Origin of the sequence: Streptomyces sp. NBC_00466, from assembly GCF_041433995.1 — a bacterium.
In the GTDB taxonomy this organism is placed as follows: Bacteria; Actinomycetota; Actinomycetes; order Streptomycetales; family Streptomycetaceae; genus Streptomyces.
The window spans coordinates 3,794,390-3,808,986 of record NZ_CP107896.1 but is presented as its reverse complement, the minus strand read 5'-3'; the positions used below and the strand labels follow the sequence as shown (position 1 = coordinate 3,808,986).

Annotated in this window: 18 protein-coding genes; 7 read left to right on the top strand and 11 right to left on the bottom strand. The window is 68.4% G+C overall.

From position 1 onward, the window contains the following. Nucleotides 1-45 precede the first annotated feature (45 nt). Nucleotides 46-2,622 (top strand): helicase-associated domain-containing protein, encoded by a 2,577-nt coding sequence (locus tag OG210_RS17050; protein WP_371537443.1) that lies wholly within the window; start codon nt 46-48, stop codon nt 2,620-2,622. Here OG210_RS17050 and OG210_RS17045 read toward each other — a convergent pair. Continuing rightward, entirely contained in the window at nt 2,585-3,517 is a 933-nt protein-coding gene (locus OG210_RS17045; RefSeq protein WP_371537441.1) for a VanZ family protein, read from the bottom strand. The two genes, OG210_RS17050 and OG210_RS17045, sit on opposite strands and share 38 nt — an antisense overlap. Before the next feature lie 85 nt (nt 3,518-3,602). Between OG210_RS17045 and OG210_RS17040 the strand changes: the two genes are divergently transcribed. Continuing rightward, the gene (locus tag OG210_RS17040; protein ID WP_328328098.1) at nt 3,603-5,285 is read left to right on the top strand and encodes a DNA repair helicase XPB; all 1,683 of its coding nucleotides are present in this window, start codon (nt 3,603-3,605) and stop codon (nt 5,283-5,285) included. Nucleotides 5,286-5,351: 66 nt separating this feature from the next. On the opposite strand, the gene OG210_RS17035 is transcribed toward OG210_RS17040, so the two are convergent. Continuing rightward, complete coding sequence (locus OG210_RS17035; protein ID WP_328328100.1) at nt 5,352-5,498, bottom strand: hypothetical protein; 147 nt, start codon at nt 5,496-5,498, stop codon at nt 5,352-5,354. A 176-nt stretch (nt 5,499-5,674) separates the two neighbouring features. Here OG210_RS17035 and OG210_RS17030 point away from each other — a divergent pair, with 176 nt between their 5' ends. Continuing rightward, nucleotides 5,675-6,112: a VOC family protein gene (locus tag OG210_RS17030; RefSeq protein WP_328328102.1), complete on the top strand. Its 438-nt coding sequence runs from the start codon at nt 5,675-5,677 to the stop codon at nt 6,110-6,112. A gap of 98 nt (nt 6,113-6,210) precedes the next feature. Here OG210_RS17030 and OG210_RS17025 read toward each other — a convergent pair whose 3' ends face one another. From OG210_RS17025 to OG210_RS17015, 3 genes are read right to left on the bottom strand one after another with little or no spacing between them, the layout of a single operon-like run. Then, nucleotides 6,211-6,546, bottom strand: a complete 336-nt coding sequence (locus OG210_RS17025) for a hypothetical protein (protein ID WP_328328104.1) — start codon at nt 6,544-6,546, stop codon at nt 6,211-6,213. A 46-nt stretch (nt 6,547-6,592) separates the two neighbouring features. Next, nucleotides 6,593-6,922, bottom strand: coding sequence for a hypothetical protein (locus OG210_RS17020; RefSeq protein WP_371537436.1), 330 nt, complete (start codon nt 6,920-6,922; stop codon nt 6,593-6,595). A 56-nt stretch (nt 6,923-6,978) separates the two neighbouring features. After that, a complete protein-coding gene (locus OG210_RS17015) occupies nt 6,979-9,165 on the bottom strand; it encodes an alpha/beta hydrolase (RefSeq protein WP_371537433.1) in 2,187 nt (728 codons plus the stop codon). A 77-nt stretch (nt 9,166-9,242) separates the two neighbouring features. On the opposite strand from OG210_RS17015, the gene OG210_RS17010 reads away from it, so the two are divergent. Continuing rightward, entirely contained in the window at nt 9,243-9,491 is a 249-nt protein-coding gene (locus OG210_RS17010) for a hypothetical protein (protein ID WP_371537431.1), read from the top strand. A 112-nt stretch (nt 9,492-9,603) separates the two neighbouring features. Here the strand turns inward: OG210_RS17010 and OG210_RS17005 are convergent, their stop codons facing one another. From OG210_RS17005 to OG210_RS16990, 4 genes are all read right to left on the bottom strand, one after another. Further along, nucleotides 9,604-10,263 (bottom strand): hypothetical protein, encoded by a 660-nt coding sequence (locus OG210_RS17005; RefSeq protein ID WP_371537428.1) that lies wholly within the window; start codon nt 10,261-10,263, stop codon nt 9,604-9,606. Nucleotides 10,264-10,500: 237 nt separating this feature from the next. Continuing rightward, nucleotides 10,501-10,800 (bottom strand): hypothetical protein, encoded by a 300-nt coding sequence (locus OG210_RS17000; protein ID WP_371537425.1) that lies wholly within the window; start codon nt 10,798-10,800, stop codon nt 10,501-10,503. After that, nucleotides 10,797-10,955, bottom strand: a complete 159-nt coding sequence (locus tag OG210_RS16995) for a hypothetical protein (protein ID WP_328328116.1) — start codon at nt 10,953-10,955, stop codon at nt 10,797-10,799. The genes OG210_RS17000 and OG210_RS16995 overlap by 4 nt, the downstream gene beginning before the upstream one ends. After that, nucleotides 10,952-11,221, bottom strand: a complete 270-nt coding sequence (locus OG210_RS16990; protein WP_328328118.1) for a hypothetical protein — start codon at nt 11,219-11,221, stop codon at nt 10,952-10,954. The genes OG210_RS16995 and OG210_RS16990 overlap by 4 nt, the downstream gene beginning before the upstream one ends. 102 nt (nt 11,222-11,323) lie before the next feature. On the opposite strand from OG210_RS16990, the gene OG210_RS16985 reads away from it, so the two are divergent. Next, on the top strand, nt 11,324-12,163 hold the full coding sequence (locus tag OG210_RS16985; protein WP_328328120.1) for a helix-turn-helix transcriptional regulator: 840 nt from the start codon (nt 11,324-11,326) through the stop codon (nt 12,161-12,163). After that, complete coding sequence (locus tag OG210_RS16980) at nt 12,160-12,375, top strand: DUF397 domain-containing protein (protein WP_328328122.1); 216 nt, start codon at nt 12,160-12,162, stop codon at nt 12,373-12,375. Before OG210_RS16985 ends, OG210_RS16980 begins: the two co-directional genes overlap by 4 nt. A 100-nt stretch (nt 12,376-12,475) precedes the next feature. Here OG210_RS16980 and OG210_RS16975 read toward each other — a convergent pair whose 3' ends face one another. Continuing rightward, complete coding sequence (locus OG210_RS16975; RefSeq protein ID WP_328328124.1) at nt 12,476-12,673, bottom strand: DUF1918 domain-containing protein; 198 nt, start codon at nt 12,671-12,673, stop codon at nt 12,476-12,478. Nucleotides 12,674-12,779: 106 nt separating this feature from the next. Beyond that, nucleotides 12,780-13,718 (bottom strand): alpha/beta hydrolase, encoded by a 939-nt coding sequence (locus tag OG210_RS16970; RefSeq protein ID WP_328328126.1) that lies wholly within the window; start codon nt 13,716-13,718, stop codon nt 12,780-12,782. Nucleotides 13,719-13,995: 277 nt separating this feature from the next. Between OG210_RS16970 and OG210_RS16965 the strand changes: the two genes are divergently transcribed. Beyond that, the gene (locus OG210_RS16965; RefSeq protein WP_371537420.1) at nt 13,996-14,589 is read left to right on the top strand and encodes a TetR/AcrR family transcriptional regulator; all 594 of its coding nucleotides are present in this window, start codon (nt 13,996-13,998) and stop codon (nt 14,587-14,589) included. Nucleotides 14,590-14,597: the final 8 nt, after the last annotated feature.

Below are 14,597 nucleotides of genomic sequence, written 5' to 3'. Positions count from 1 at the left end.
TAACGTGGGCCGGATGGGGACCCGTCCGCTCTATGGGAGGCGCACGTGCCGGAACGAACACGCAGCACGCCACCGCGCACCCTCGCAGAGGCCCTGCGCACCCGCGACGACGCATCTCTGACCGGGCTGCTGCGGGCGCGGCCCGATCTGCTGACGCCGGTGCCCAGCGATCTCAGCCAGCTCGCGACCCGGGCGGGCACCCGCGCCTCGGTCGTCCGGGCGCTGGAACACCTCGACCGGTTCACGCTCCAGACCGCGGAGGCGCTCGCGGTCGCGCCCGACCCCGCGCCGTACGAGACGCTCCTCGCCCTCATGGCCGGTGACGAGTGCGATCCGGAGGTCGCGGACGCGCTGCCCGGCGCCGTCGAGCGGCTCCGCGAACAGGCGCTGCTCTGGGGCACGGACGACCGGCTCCGCCTCGTCCGCACCGCCCGCGAACTCCTCGCCCCCTCCCCCACGCACCCCTCGCCGACCGGCCTCGGGCCGACCGTGGCGGAGGCGACGGTCGGGATGTCCCCGGGCCGCGTCCAGGAGATCGTCGCCGCGGTCGGCCTCGCCGGTACGCATGACTCGGTCTCCGCGGTCGCCGCGCTGACCTCGCTGTTCACCGACCGGACCCGGATGTCTGCGCTGCTCGACGAGGCGCCGACCGAGTCGCTGAACGTGCTGAGCAGGCTCGTCTGGGGCCCGCCGTACGGCGAAGTGGCCGCCGCACCGACCCGGCCCGTGCAGTGGCTACGCGACCACGGGCTGCTGCTCCCCGCCAGCGCGCGCACGGTGGTACTCCCCCGGGAGGCCGCGCTGCATCTGCGCGCCGGGCGCGCGCACCAGAGCGCGGAACCGCGGCCGCCCGCCGTGGTGCCCGCCCGCGAATACAGTCCACAGGCTGTGGACGCGGCGGCGGCCGGCCAGGCGTTCACCGCGCTCTCCACCATCGAGGATCTGCTCAAGGACTGGGACGAGGGCGGCCCGGCCGTGCTGCGCTCCGGCGGCCTCAGCGTCCGCGACCTCAAGCGGACCGCCACCGCACTGGACATGAGCGAACAGCTGGCCTCCTTCTGGGTCGAACTCGCCTACGCGGCAGGGCTGCTGGCGGCCGACGGCGAGGCCGACGAACGGTTCGCCGCCACCCCCGCGTACGACGCCTGGCTCGAATCGCCCGCCCAGAACCGCTGGGCCGCCCTCGTCACGGCCTGGCTCACCGCCACCCGTACCCCGGGACTCATCGGCGGCCTCGACCCCAAGGGCCGCGCCCTGTCCACCCTGGGCCCGGAACTGGACCGCGCCGCCGCCCCCGAGGTGCGCCGCAGGGTCCTTGCCCTGATGGCGACCCTGCCGGAAGGCACGGCGCCCGACCCGGATTCGCTGCTGACCCGGCTGCGCTGGGAACGCCCGGTGCGCGGCACCGCGTCCGGCCGCAGTTCGGGTCCGGCCACGACGGCGGACATCCCGACGGCCCGCCACACCCACGGCGCGAGCGCGGTCGGCGATCTGCGGTCGCGCATCGCCCAGTGGACGCTGAGCGAGACCGAACTCCTCGGCATCACCGGCCGCGGCGCCCTCTCGACGCACGGCAGGGCGCTCATCGGCGACACCACGCCGGGCACCGGCCCGCTCGGAGACACCACGCCGGGCACCACCCCGGGCACCGGCCCGCGCCCGGCGCCGTCCCCCGCCGAACTGGCCGCCGCCCGCGCCCGCGCCGCCGACGCGATCACCCCGCTGATCCCGGAGCCGCTCGACCACGTCCTGCTCCAGGCCGACCTCACGGCCGTCGCCCCCGGCCCGCTGGAGCGCCCGCTCGCCGAGCTGCTCGGGGTCGCAGCCGACGTCGAGTCCAAGGGCGGCGCCACCGTCTACCGCTTCACGGCGGGCTCGGTGCGCCGGGCGCTCGACGCCGGACAGACCGCGGGCGACCTGCACGCCTTCCTCGCGGCCCACAGCCGTACGCCGGTGCCGCAACCGCTCACGTATCTGATCGACGACGTCGCACGGAAGCACGGCCACCTCCGGGTCGGCGCGGCCTCCTCGTACGTACGCTGCGACGACGACGCGGTCCTCAGCGAGATCCTGGCCGACACCCGTTCCCAGTCACTGCGGCTGCGCCGCCTCGCGCCCACGGTGCTGGCCTCCATGGCCGACCCGGCCGGGCTGCTCGAAGGGCTGCGCTCGATGGGCTTCGCCCCGGCCGCCGAGTCCGCCGACGGCGATGTCCTGATCACCCGCGCCCACGCCTACCGCACCCCGCCGCGCACCGCGCCCGCCCCGGTCCCGGAGGGCCCGCCGGTCCCCGACGACGTCCTGCTGGGCGCGGCGCTGCGGGCGATCAGAGCGGGCGACACGGCGGCCACGGTGGTCCACGCGCCGGTACCGGAACACGGCGACCTGCCGCGCACCCCGTCCGCCGAGACGCTGGCCACGGTGCAGGCGGCGGCGATGACGGGCGCGGCACTCTGGATCGGCTACGTCAACGCGGACGGCGCGGCCAGCAGGCGCGTGATCGCGCCGGTACGGGTCGAGGGCGGCTTCGTCACGGCGTACGACCACACGGCGGACGACGTCCGCACGTATCCGCTGCACCGCATCACGGGCGTCGCGGAACTGACCGACGACCCAGCCTGACGGCAGACCACCAGCGGGCCCCCTGGTCGCCCGACGCCGACTTCTTGGCGGGAGGCTGCTTGGCGGGCGTCTTTTTGGCGGAGGTCTGCTTGGCGGGGGCCTTCTTCGCGGAGGTCTGCTTGGCGGAGGTCTGCTTGGCGGAGGTCTTCTTCGCGGGGGCCTTCTTGGCGGGGGCCTTCTTGGCCGAGGACTTCTGCGCGAGGGCCTTCTTCGCGGAGGACTTCTTGGCCGGTGCCTTCCCCGGCGGTGCCTTCCCCGGCGGTTCCTTCTCCGCCGGCCTTGTCCGCAGTGCGCCCGGCAGCAGTGCGCCCGGCAGCGCGGGCCTGCGCGAGGGGCCCGTCGACCGCCCGGAGTTCCCGTCCGTCGACCGCCCGGAGTCCGGGCGCGGTGCCCGGTCCGCCCGCTGCCACCAGTGCCTGCGCCGCGGATGCAGCGCCCGCCCCAGCCGCCGCCCGATCAGCAGATACCCGATCAGCGCGCCCGTCGTGTTGAGGATCACGTCATCGATGTCGAACGCCCGCCCGGTGATCAGCAGCCCCTGCGCGGTCTCGACGAGGAGCATCACCACAGCGGTCACCAGCACGACCCGCAGCAACCCGCGCGCCTTGGGGATGAGCACGGGCAGCAGCACCCCGAACGGCATCCCGAGCAGCACATTGCCGCCGAGCTGCTTGACCGTGTCCCGGAAGGCCGGCTGGTCCGCGTACGTCCGGATCGACTGACCGGGTGTGAGGTTGGTGTGCGTGAGGTCCACCGAGGCCGCGGAGGGCACAAGCGTCACCTTGGCCAAGGCGACGGCGAAGCCCACCATGCAGACGAAACCGATCAGTAACACAAGGGCGCGGGCAACGGCCGAGGCCCACGTACGACGCTGTAGCCGGGGTTCGGAGTCCATGACGCAGCGTGTACCCCGGCCGGAATGCGCGACACTGGTGGTTTGGCCGTACCGAAAGGCCTCACGGCGCGAAGGGACTCATGGCGTGAATGGACCTCTCATCGTCCAGAGCGATAAGACACTGCTCCTGGAGGTGGACCACGAGCAGGCGGACGCCTGCCGTCGCGCCATCGCACCGTTCGCGGAGCTGGAGCGCGCGCCCGAGCACATCCACACCTACCGGCTGACCCCGCTCGGCCTGTGGAACGCGCGCGCCGCCGGGCACGACGCCGAGCAGGTCGTCGACGCGCTGGTCGAGTTCTCCCGGTACCCCGTGCCGCACGCGCTCCTTGTGGATGTCGCCGAGACCATGGCCAGGTACGGCCGGCTGACGCTCTCCAAGCACCCCGTGCACGGCCTGGTGCTCACCTCGACCGACCGGCCCGTGCTGGAGGAGATCCTCCGGTCGAAGAAGGTCGCCCCGCTGGTCGGCGCCCGTCTCGACCCCGACACGGTGGCCGTGCACCCCTCCGAGCGGGGGCAGATCAAGCAGACGCTGCTGAAGCTGGGCTGGCCCGCCGAGGACCTCGCCGGGTACGTCGACGGCGAGGCGCACCAGATCGATCTGGACCAGGACGGCTGGGCGCTCCGCCCGTACCAGCAGCAGGCCGTGGAGAACTTCTGGCACGGCGGCTCCGGTGTGGTCGTGCTGCCCTGCGGCGCGGGAAAGACGCTGGTCGGGGCCGGTGCGATGGCCGAGGCCAAGGCGACGACGCTGATCCTGGTCACCAATACCGTCTCGGCCCGGCAGTGGAAGCACGAGCTGATGAAACGTACCTCCCTCACGGAGGAGGAGATCGGCGAGTACAGCGGTACGCGGAAGGAGATCCGCCCGGTCACCATCGCCACGTACCAGGTGCTGACGACCCGCAGGAAGGGCATCTACCCGCACCTGGAGCTCTTCGACTCGCGCGACTGGGGCCTGGTCATCTACGACGAGGTGCATCTGCTGCCCGCGCCGGTCTTCAAGTTCACCGCCGACCTGCAGGCGCGGCGGCGGCTCGGGCTCACCGCGACGCTCGTACGGGAGGACGGCCGCGAGTCGGACGTCTTCTCGCTGATCGGTCCCAAGCGGTTCGACGCACCGTGGAAGGAGATCGAGGCGCAGGGCTACATCGCGCCCGCCGACTGCGTGGAGGTCCGGGTCAATCTGACGGAGACCGAACGGCTCGCGTACGCCACGGCGGAGGCGGAGGAGAAGTACCGCTACTGCGCCACGACGGCCACCAAGCGGAAGGTCACGGAGGCCCTGGTCCGCAAGCACCGGGGCGAGCAGACGCTGGTCATCGGCCAGTACATCGACCAGCTCGACGAGCTGGGCGAGCATCTGGACGCGCCGGTCATCAAGGGCGAGACGACGAATGCGCAGCGCGAGAAGCTCTTCGGGGCGTTCCGTGAGGGCGAGATCAGCGTGCTGGTCGTCTCGAAGGTCGCGAACTTCTCGATCGACCTTCCGGAGGCGACGGTCGCGATCCAGGTCTCGGGGACCTTCGGCTCACGTCAGGAGGAGGCGCAGCGGCTGGGCCGGGTACTGCGCCCGAAGGCGGACGGGCACGAGGCGCGGTTCTACTCGGTGGTGGCGCGGGACACGATCGACCAGGACTTCGCCGCGCACCGGCAGCGGTTCCTGGCCGAGCAGGGGTACGCGTACCGGATCGTGGACGCGGACGAACTGCTGGCGGAGAAGGACTCGGACACCGACGACGGGACGGCTCAGGACGCTTCCTGAGCGGGCTGCGCCGGGAGAAAGGCCCGCTGTGAGAGGGGCCCCGCCACGAGTACGAGAGGGACCCCCTCAGCGGCGGCCGTGTTCGCCGAGGATCATCACGCTGAAGGCGGCGGACGCGAAGGCCCCGACCGCGCGGACCGCGCTGCGGACGGGGTGGGCCGCGGGGGCACGGGACGCGGAGGTACGGGGCGCGGTGGCGCTTGCTGTGGTCATGTATCCATGATGGTTTTCCGGCACTCCTGAGGCGTCAGGCTGTGGTCGGAACGCGCGGCGTGGGCGCGTACGACTCAAGAACCATGAGATCCCCTACGGGACGGAGATCAGGAATTCAGGGGTCGGCGACGGAACCGGACCGCGTTCCGGACGCGACGAGAGCGAGACGAACAGACATGACGACCCGGTGGAGTCTGACCGTCGACTGCGCGGACCCGGCGGCGCTGGCGCGGTTCTGGGCGGAAGCGCTGGGCTACGTCGAGCGGCCCGCGCCCGAGGGGTTCGCGAACTGGCCGGAGTGGCTCCTGGACCACGGCGTCCCGGAGGACGAGTGGAACGACGGCGCCTACCTCTCCCACCCGGACGGCACCGCCCCAAGCCTGTCCTTCCTGAAGGTGCCGGAGGGCAAGGTGGTGAAGAACCGGCTGCACCTGGACGTACAGGCCGGTGGCGGCCGTGACACTCCCTGGGAGGTGCGGTGGCCGCGCGTACTGGCCGCCGCCGAGCGGCTGACCGCCGCCGGGGCGACGGTGCTGAGCGAGGAGACCCTCCAGGGCAGACCGGACCATCTGGTGATGGCCGACCCGGAGGGCAACGAGTTCTGCGTGGTGTGAGCCCGCGCGTTCACGAACGCAGCGGCCGTCCGCCTCAGTGCCGTCCAACAGACCCGTGCGCCGGCCCGGACCGACTTCACCCGGCGACGGGCCGACTTCTAGCGCCCGGCTTCCTCTGTCAAGGTGCCGGTGAACGTCAGCCCCCGGTTGGACGCGTAGAGGCGGCCCTCCACCAGCCCGGCCCTGGAGACGGACGCGGAGCGGTCCTCGCTGTCGGTGGTCTCAGGGAGGATCTGCCAGCCGTGCTCGGCCAGATATACCGTGCTTCGGTGGAGCAACGCGTCGTTGGACTGCGGCTCTTCGGGGTCCCACCCCGCAATCCGCACAGAAGAGGACTCGAAGTCGTCGGCGGGATGGACCGCCCTGGGGGTAGCGGCCCTGATGGCGGCGCGCAGTTCGGACGACACCGTACGGCGGGCTTCCTCAACAGTCATGCACAGATCCTTCGCCCGTCTTCTCCGTGATGCGGCGTCCGGGCCGTCATCTGCGGTCCACCAGGCCGTTGAACGAGATCGCGGTGGCCTGGACGCCGAAGGCGCCGCCGCCCACATCGGGCTTCGCTGCATAGAGCGACGGTTCCGCGTCGTTCCGCCGTCGATCGTCGACAGTCCAACCGGCGCTCTTCAATTGCTCGACAAGCGCATCGGTGAGCTCCCGCACGGTCCTGGTGTCGGCCGCGTCGAACGCGGTCACTGCCACGGCCTCCGTCGACACGACGGAGGGGAGGCCCATCGTCGTCGGGTCGGCCAGCACGGTGGCCAGCACAGACCCGACTGCGTCGGCGAGCTGGTCGCCGCCCCGGTCACGCATCACTCCGACTCCTCACACATGTATTCAGAGGAATACACACTCGGACAGATCTGTACTCAGAAAACGAAGTTGGCGGCCGAGTCCAGGACGCCCTTCCCCTTACTGAGGGTCTTCTTCCCAGTGTCCAGGCCACTGCTGATCACGTCGCCACCCTTGTCCAGCACGGTGCTCTTCGCATTATTGAGCGAGCCAAGGATACTCTCCCCCTTCTCGACCGTGCCGACTCGGGAATCGTCCAGCGACTTGATGGTGTCGGTCACGTTGCCCAAAGTGTGGGACGGGTGGACAAGGGTGTCACCGAGCTCGGAAAAGGCGTTCCCGCCGCCGTGCAGGAGATCGCCGCCGATATCCAGACCGTCTCCGAGAATCCTGCCACCGTCCTTCTTGAGCCCGGTGGCCATTTCGGAACCGGACCGGAACATCTCCTTTCCTCCCGTCGCGAGATTTCCGAACAACTGCCGTGCGTTGTTCTGGAGACGGTCGAACTCCAGTACTTTGAGTACAGGGAAGGTTGTGAGGTCGAGCAACGGTTTCGAGGCCAGTTTCGCGGTGACGCCCGCGGCTTCAGCGACGGCATCAGGAGCGCCATGCGCCTTGGCCTCCTTGAAGGCTTGCTTATATGCCAGGTCACCGGCCAGATTCTTGATCTCCCCGACGAGAGCCTCCGGCTTCACCTTGTCCAGCATGTTGTGCTTGTTGAGCACGCTGTTCAAGGGCCTGATGATGTCGGTGAGGCCGCATCTGCCGTTGAGGTAGTTCTGAACGATCGGGTCGAGATCGCCGCCCATCCTGCTGACCACATCAGCGGGCACCCGCTCATGCAAGAACGCGACCAGCTCCCGGATCTCCGCCGCACCCGTCATCTCCTCGTCGAGCGTGGTGTGGGTGAAGGTCAGCTGTTTCGTGTCCCCGAACAGAAGGCTCTGCATGTTGGACAGGGAGGCGGTGCCCCGGTTGTAGTACTGGGAGTGCCCGGTGGATCCGGTGGTGCCCAACCGGGTTATGTCCTTGAAATCGGCCGGATCGTCCCCGAGTCCCTGGGTGTACGAAACGGGGTCTTTCGGTGCGCGCATGGCGTAGAACTTGGTGTCCGGCAGATGGAAGTCCGCCACCGAATGGATGTTGGGTCCCAGCCCCGGACTCCCCATGAAGGTCACATTGGCCGCGTCGGTCAGTCCGTTCTGGAGCGCCTTGCTCGTCACCAGGGTGCCGTAACTGTGAGCAAAAATGTTCTTCGTCGCGCCGGGTTCCAGATTGACCGAGATGCCCTGATCGAATGCACTGAGCGCGTTTCCTCCGACGACTGCCTTTGCAGGGTCCACGGAGTCGCCGATTTCCGGAGTGTCGTAGCCGAGCCAGCTCACCACTGCGGTGTCTGGTTGCTCGATTCCCTGGCTGTTCTGGGCGAGTTCATACCCGCCATTGCTGAAGCCGTTGAAGTTGTCCAGGCGGTTGGTGATCCCGGGGACACGGAATGCGACATTCTTGGAGTGTTCGAGATCGCCCACCACCTCTGCCACCCGGCCGTCGGGAAAAGGTGACGACTTGGGGTCGGCCGTGGATCCGAAGTGGGCGTCGAAGACGAGGAACTGTCGTGGAACCTCGACCTGTGTCACCTTGTTGGTCTTCGGGTCGACGAAGGACTTGATACGCGGATCGAGGAAGGTCCTCAGTGCGTCCACACGGTCTTTGGTCCGTTTGTACGCAGCGTCGTTCGGCGCGAGTCCCTTCAGGAACTTGGACTCCTCGTTGAATTCCTTCTGGATGGATAACCGGTTGGCCGCGAACCGCACATCGACCGGAACGCCGTCGAGGTTCCCAACTGCTTTGGGGTCGGCTGCAGCGAGTGCCGCCTGCTGCTCCGGGGACAATGTCACGAAGTAGTCCTTGATCGCTTGCGCGCGCTGCGTCGGCGCATCACGCGCATGCTCATCCAGAATCTTCTGCAGAGCGGCGTCGAGATTCTTCCCCGCACCGGGTGACTTGGCCAGAGCAGTGGGCAGTCCGAAGGCCGAGAGAGAATCGAAGGGGGATTCGGACGGGGTTCTGAGAATGGTCGCGCGCCGGCGCAGATCGCGTGCGGTGTCACGCAGCCAGCTGCCGATCGCCGTCAGACCGGACACCTCGCCGGACACCCCGAGTGCCGTCGCCCTGCTCATGAGTTGAGGGATTGCACCGGCCTTGCTGTCGAGCGACTTGGCCAGTCGGTCAAGCATGTCCGGATCCGCGAAAACCATCCCCATGTGCGATTACCGTAGTACCCCGCGCTCCTTCATGGTGATCGATTCGACAAACGGACCAGTGGACTGGGGGACTTGGCATGGGAACGACTGAAGCCGGTCAGTTGCGCAAACTTGCGGAGGATGCCAGGTCGCTCCTCGACCAGCCCGTCGACATCGCCTCCGACAAAAATGCCAAACCTGACGAACGGTGGACGGGACCGAACGCGCACGACGTACGTGGTGGGCTGGCCATGCGCTCAAGAAGGCTGGGCACCTTCGCGGCGGAGATCGACAAGAAGGCCGAGAAGGAAAAGCGGAGCGGGGACGGCCCAGGGAAGGGGCAGTAGCCAGGACGCCGGGGTGGTCGGGACCTGTTCCGTACCCGTCGCGGGAGCCGTCCCATGAGAGAGCCCTCAAGCCGACCCGTACGTCCCGTCATCCGTCCCGTACGGCGACGGATCAGCTCTTGTGCCATGCCGGGTTGCGCAGGCATCCCGTCACCACCTGCACGGCAACGGTCTGGGAGATCTTTCCGGAAGTGAGCCGGATAGGCGCGGCCGAGACGATCGCGGTGCCGTCCACGTCCGGTTTCTTCATCTGCCGCTCCACACCGCCCGGTTCGCCCGGTGGTGTGGTGGGCCTCCCGCTCTCGGGCTTCCATCCCGTGGACTGCAACCGCGCGGCCACCTGGCCCACCAGCGCGGCCGGCTTCCGCTGTTCCGTCGGCCGTGCGCCGACACGCACCGTACTGGTGGCGATGAGCTTGCTGGCGTCCTTGCCGTCGACGACATCGGATCCGCCGCACTCGGTGGTCCCGCCCGGAACTTCCTGGACTTCTTCCTTCGGCAGGGAGGACTTCACGGCCTTGAGAGCATCGGGATACATCAGGTCCATGGCCTGGTGATAGCTCGGGCCCGACACTTTCGGCTCGGGCTTACGAACTGAATCCGGCCTGCTGGAACACCCCGCGGCTGTGATCACCACGAGGAGCGCGAGCGAGACATTCCGGAGATCACGGCTATGCATCTGAACGTTCCTTTGCCTGGTGGGGTGCGTCGGACCGGCAGAAAGCCGGGTGCCGGTGCCTCGACGGCGCCCATCGAGGGCGTGTATCGCCATATCGGTCCTCAACAGTGAACTTGACGCTATCGAAGGGGAGAGGGGGCGCGCCACCAAGTGACATGGGGCGATACCGACAGGGCGATCCCATTACCTGAGCGTGCAGGCGGGCGGCGGCCGTAAAACCCCCTGGGAAGGGGAGTGGCCGCGCGTACTGGCCGACCTGGAGGGCAACGAGTTCTGCGTGGTGTGAGCCCGCGCGTTCAGGGTGCGTCGCGGCACGTCAGACCGCGTCAGTCACGCGGTCCGCTCCCCGTTGCCCGGATGGACCAAGTTCCGAAGTTGGTCGACGGCAGTTCGGAGTGCTTCCAGTTCAGCGATGCGTTCCGCGTTCCGCTCGGCGACTGCGGCGTTGAGTCCGGCGAAGAACCGGGTGCGGTAGGCGAGGTCGGACTCGATGCGTTGCAGTTCGGCGAACAGGGCGGGCAGGCCGGGGCGTTGTGGGGCGAGTACGCGCATGATGCGAGGAAGGTACCGGCGTAGGCGGGCCTGTACGGATCCTGCGGCGAAGACCAGCCGGATCAGTGGGAGCGTCACGGCTGCTGCCCTCCGTGCTCGGCCTGCCGGTGCCGCCTGCGCAGAACCCGGCAGTCGGTTTCCCTGCTCGCGTCACCCTCGGCCTTGGCGACTGCTTCGGCGAGGTCGAACTCCTCGCACCGCCTGCATGGTTCGTCATCGGTCGTGGGTGTCACGATCCCAGCCTCCTGCGGCTCAGGCTCCGGGCGTTGATCCGCGCGATCTCAGCGGCCAGAAGCTCTATGCGAGTCGGGGTCCGCACCTGCTCGGGGACGGCTTCCCATTCAGCGCCGCCGCTGACTGGTCGCAGTGACCAGTACGGGCCGGCCAGCCCGCGAAACTCCCCGGTCCGATTGCCGTGCCCCGTATCGACCATGAGCGTGCCGAGATCCGGGACGTACGAGGGTTCCTGCCCGTTCGGGCTGTTCTGTGCAGCCACCATCGCTCCTCTCCGTAGTCATTCCACTACCAAGCGGGCTCAGCGTGACCTAGAGTCAGGAGACCTTCAAGTAATCAGAAACGAAGGATGAGTTGAGGTGACCGCATGGTCAATCGCAAAGAGTTAAACCCCGAGAGCGGCCCCAGAGCGGCCTACGGGGCCCGTATCCGCAGGTTGCGGGAGAAACGTGGCTGGAGCCAGGAAGATCTGGCGCAGAACCTCGGGTGTTCAAGCCAGCATGTTTCGGCTGTTGAAACTTGTCGGAAACCGCCAACCCTTCCCTTCTCGCGCAAGATCGACCTTGCCCTCGGCCTCACCGGGTCCGCCGACTCGTTCGAGCGCGAGTGGCGCGACATCCGGCATGGCTCGCTGTTGGAAGGGTTCCCGGAGTACATCGGGCACGAAGGTCGGGCCGTGGAAGTCCGGTTGTACGAAGTTGGCATCGTCCCCGGCCTGCTCCAGACACCCGAGTACGCATCGGCACTCGCCGCGAACGCCGTGCGACGTGGAGCTATCACGCCCGAGCAGGCTGACGAACGGATCACGCTCGTGGCGGATCGGCAAGCTGCGCTCGTCCGGCCGACCCTGCCGCTGCTCATGGTGGTGTTGGACGAGAGCTGTATCCGCAGGTCCATCGGTGATGCTGCCGCCATGGAAGCGCAGTTGACGCGGTTGATCGAGTTCGCCGGGCAGCCGAACACCATGCTTCAGGTCGCCCCGTTCGGCTTGGGGGCGCACCGACCGTTCGACCTGCCGGTAACAGTGCTGACGATGCCGGACCGCTCGCTGATGTCCTACGCCGAATCTTCCCAGCGGGGTCATCTTGAACGAGAAAGCACTGCGGTACTTCCCATGTTGACGGCCTACCATCAGCTACAGGCCGAATCGCCTTCCCAGGCGGCATCCGTGGCCATGATCGAACAGGTACGAAAGGGCACCCCGTGACGACCACGACCGAATCCCCCCGTTGGTTCAAGTCCTCGTACAGCAACAACGGCGGCCAGTGCATCGAGGTCGCGGCCAATCTCATCGCCCCGCGCGGCGTCGTCCCCGTCCGTGACTCCAAGAACCCGAGCGGCCCGGTCCTGGACTTCCGCACCAGCTCCTTCGCCGCCTTCGTGGCGGGTGTCAAAGCCGGAGAGTTCGGCACCGTCTGACCGTCCCCGAACCGGACTGACGCGTGAGCCGGAGAGGCATACTTCCCGCTCACGCGTCAGGGCGCGAGCACACGCGGCCCTGCGCCGGCCCCGCCCGAGTTCAGCGGCCGGAAGCCTTGTGGTGCGTGACGACCGAATCAGGTCCGGGCGACATAACCGTCTCGTGGCCGTTCTCGGCGCGCACCCGGTAGGGCGGTGTCCCGTCCGGGCCGAGCACCTCCACAATCTCCACGACGTGGTCTTCCTGGCCCACGACCCGGCCGTGGACGACAAGTCGGTCACCCTTACTGGCGTGCATAGCGGCTCCTCAGTGACGGATAGGGGCCTCGGCCCCGCGCAGCCCCGCGCAGATCAATAATATCCGCGGGTGACCTTTCGGCCACTGTGCGTGAGCGGGGCCGGCCTCAGTCGCCGTCGACGATGAAGTCGGCTATAGCGGCAGCGACGGCTTCGGGCTGCTCGTCCGGGATGAAGTGCCCGGCGTCGGGCACGACGACTCCGGTGACGTTGTCGGCCCATGGGCTGATGGAGGCCGCCATGTCCGGAATGGAGCCGTGGCTGCTGGAGATTCCGAGGACGGGCACGGTCAGGTGCTGCCGGTTGGCCGCTTCTTGGTTCTTGCGCGCCGACTCGGTGGCGGCTCGGTAGTAGGCGAGCGAGGCGCGCAGGCCACCGTCGGCGGCGACAGCCGCTGCATAGTGGTCCAGCTCGGCGTTGTCGAACGTGTCGGGAGAGGACGCCTTCACCTTCAGGAACCAGCCGACGTACTCCCGTTCGCGGCCGGCCAGCAGCATCTCGGGCAGGTCGGGCACCGTGTGGAACGCGAAATGCCAGGTCTTCCACGCCCGGTCCGGATCGGTGGGAATCGCTTCCGGGAGAGTGATGCCGGGGATTCCGGCGTCGAGCAGAGCGACCCCGCGCAGCCGGCTCTCGAAGTTGAGGGCCAGGGAGAAAGCGACCCAGGCGCCGATGTCGTGGGCGACCAGCCAGTAAGTCGACACTCCGAGAGCCTTCACGGCGGCGTGGACGTGCGCGGCGACCGTGTGTGTGTCGTAGCCGCGCTCCGGACGCTCGGAGTGGCCCTGACCCGGCAGGTCGATCGCGATGACGTGGAACCGGGCGGTGAGGCTGGGCATCACCTTTCGCCAAGCCCACCAGGTCTGTGGGAATCCCGCGAGCAGGACAACAGTCGGGCCGCTCGGCCGGCCGCCTTCAACGGCATGAAGCCGGACACCGTCCGCGTCGACCCAGCGGTGAGTGAATCCGGCCAGATCGTGCAGGGGCAGGCCGGGGACGGGGTTGCTTTCGGAGACATCGCCGACGCTGGTCGCAAAGTCACTCACGGGGTTCCTCCATCGGTGTCAGGTGTGCTGGTTCGGCGCTCCGCCCGAGTGGGGGCAGGACGAGCGCGGTGCGGATGACGAGCGCCCCTTTTCACGGGCTTGAGACGGGCTTGAGGGGGCGCGACATCCCGGCCGATGGCCTGCGGGACTTTCCGGTGCGAGAACCGCGCGGCGCCACGCAACCATCTTGGATCGATCGGTAAAAGATAACATGACCGATCGTTCCAAGATGCGGGTAGGATCGCAGCAGAGGGCATGAGAACGGGAGGTGCACGGCATGTCGGGTCGGAAGCAGTTCGACGTCAGTGCGGCCCTGGACCAGGCGATGCGAGTGTTCTGGCAACGCGGGTATGCGGACACCTCGCTCGATGCGCTCGGTACCGCCACCGGCCTCGGCCGCGGCTCCCTCTACGGCACCTTCGGCAACAAGGACGCCCTGTTCCGCCAGTGCCTCGACCGCTATGCATCGATCTATGGCGCGCAGTACGAGCAAGCGCTCGCGGCAGCCCCCGGCGATCCGGTGCGCGCGGTGAAGGCATTCTTCGACGTCGTCCTGGCGCGCATCGCCGACCCATCGGTTCCCACAGGCTGCCTCGTCGCCCAGTCCGCCGCGCAGTCGCTGACCCTGAACGAGGAGAACAGCACCCGGGTGCGTGACATGCTCGACACCCAGCGCCGGCGGGTGCGCGGGGCCCTGGCGGGCTCCTCGGCCGGGGCCCAAGCGATCGATGAACTGGCCGAGTTCGTTGTCGCCGTGAACCAGTCGCTGGCCGTACTGAGCCGTACCGGCGCTTCGGAGTCGCAACTGCGCTCTGTAGTTGCCCTCACCTGCACCACGGTGGCCGACACCCTCGCCCGGGCGAGCTCCTAGGTGTGCAC

Excerpts from the sequence above, each read along its gene's own strand:
- OG210_RS17045 (WP_371537441.1), bottom strand. The coding sequence starts at position 3,517 with ATGGACTCCGAACCCCGGCTACAGCGTCGTACGTGGGCCTCGGCCGTT.
- OG210_RS17035 (WP_328328100.1), bottom strand. The coding sequence starts at position 5,498 with ATGACCACAGCAAGCGCCACCGCGCCCCGTACCTCCGCGTCCCGTGCC.
- OG210_RS17030 (WP_328328102.1), top strand. The coding sequence starts at position 5,675 with ATGACGACCCGGTGGAGTCTGACCGTCGACTGCGCGGACCCGGCGGCG.
- OG210_RS17025 (WP_328328104.1), bottom strand. The coding sequence starts at position 6,546 with ATGACTGTTGAGGAAGCCCGCCGTACGGTGTCGTCCGAACTGCGCGCC.
- OG210_RS17020 (WP_371537436.1), bottom strand. The coding sequence starts at position 6,922 with ATGCGTGACCGGGGCGGCGACCAGCTCGCCGACGCAGTCGGGTCTGTG.
- OG210_RS17015 (WP_371537433.1), bottom strand. The coding sequence starts at position 9,165 with ATGGGGATGGTTTTCGCGGATCCGGACATGCTTGACCGACTGGCCAAG.
- OG210_RS17010 (WP_371537431.1), top strand. The coding sequence starts at position 9,243 with ATGGGAACGACTGAAGCCGGTCAGTTGCGCAAACTTGCGGAGGATGCC.
- OG210_RS17005 (WP_371537428.1), bottom strand. The coding sequence starts at position 10,263 with ATGGCGATACACGCCCTCGATGGGCGCCGTCGAGGCACCGGCACCCGG.
- OG210_RS16990 (WP_328328118.1), bottom strand. The coding sequence starts at position 11,221 with ATGGTGGCTGCACAGAACAGCCCGAACGGGCAGGAACCCTCGTACGTC.
- OG210_RS16985 (WP_328328120.1), top strand. The coding sequence starts at position 11,324 with ATGGTCAATCGCAAAGAGTTAAACCCCGAGAGCGGCCCCAGAGCGGCC.
- OG210_RS16975 (WP_328328124.1), bottom strand. The coding sequence starts at position 12,673 with ATGCACGCCAGTAAGGGTGACCGACTTGTCGTCCACGGCCGGGTCGTG.
- OG210_RS16965 (WP_371537420.1), top strand. The coding sequence starts at position 13,996 with ATGTCGGGTCGGAAGCAGTTCGACGTCAGTGCGGCCCTGGACCAGGCG.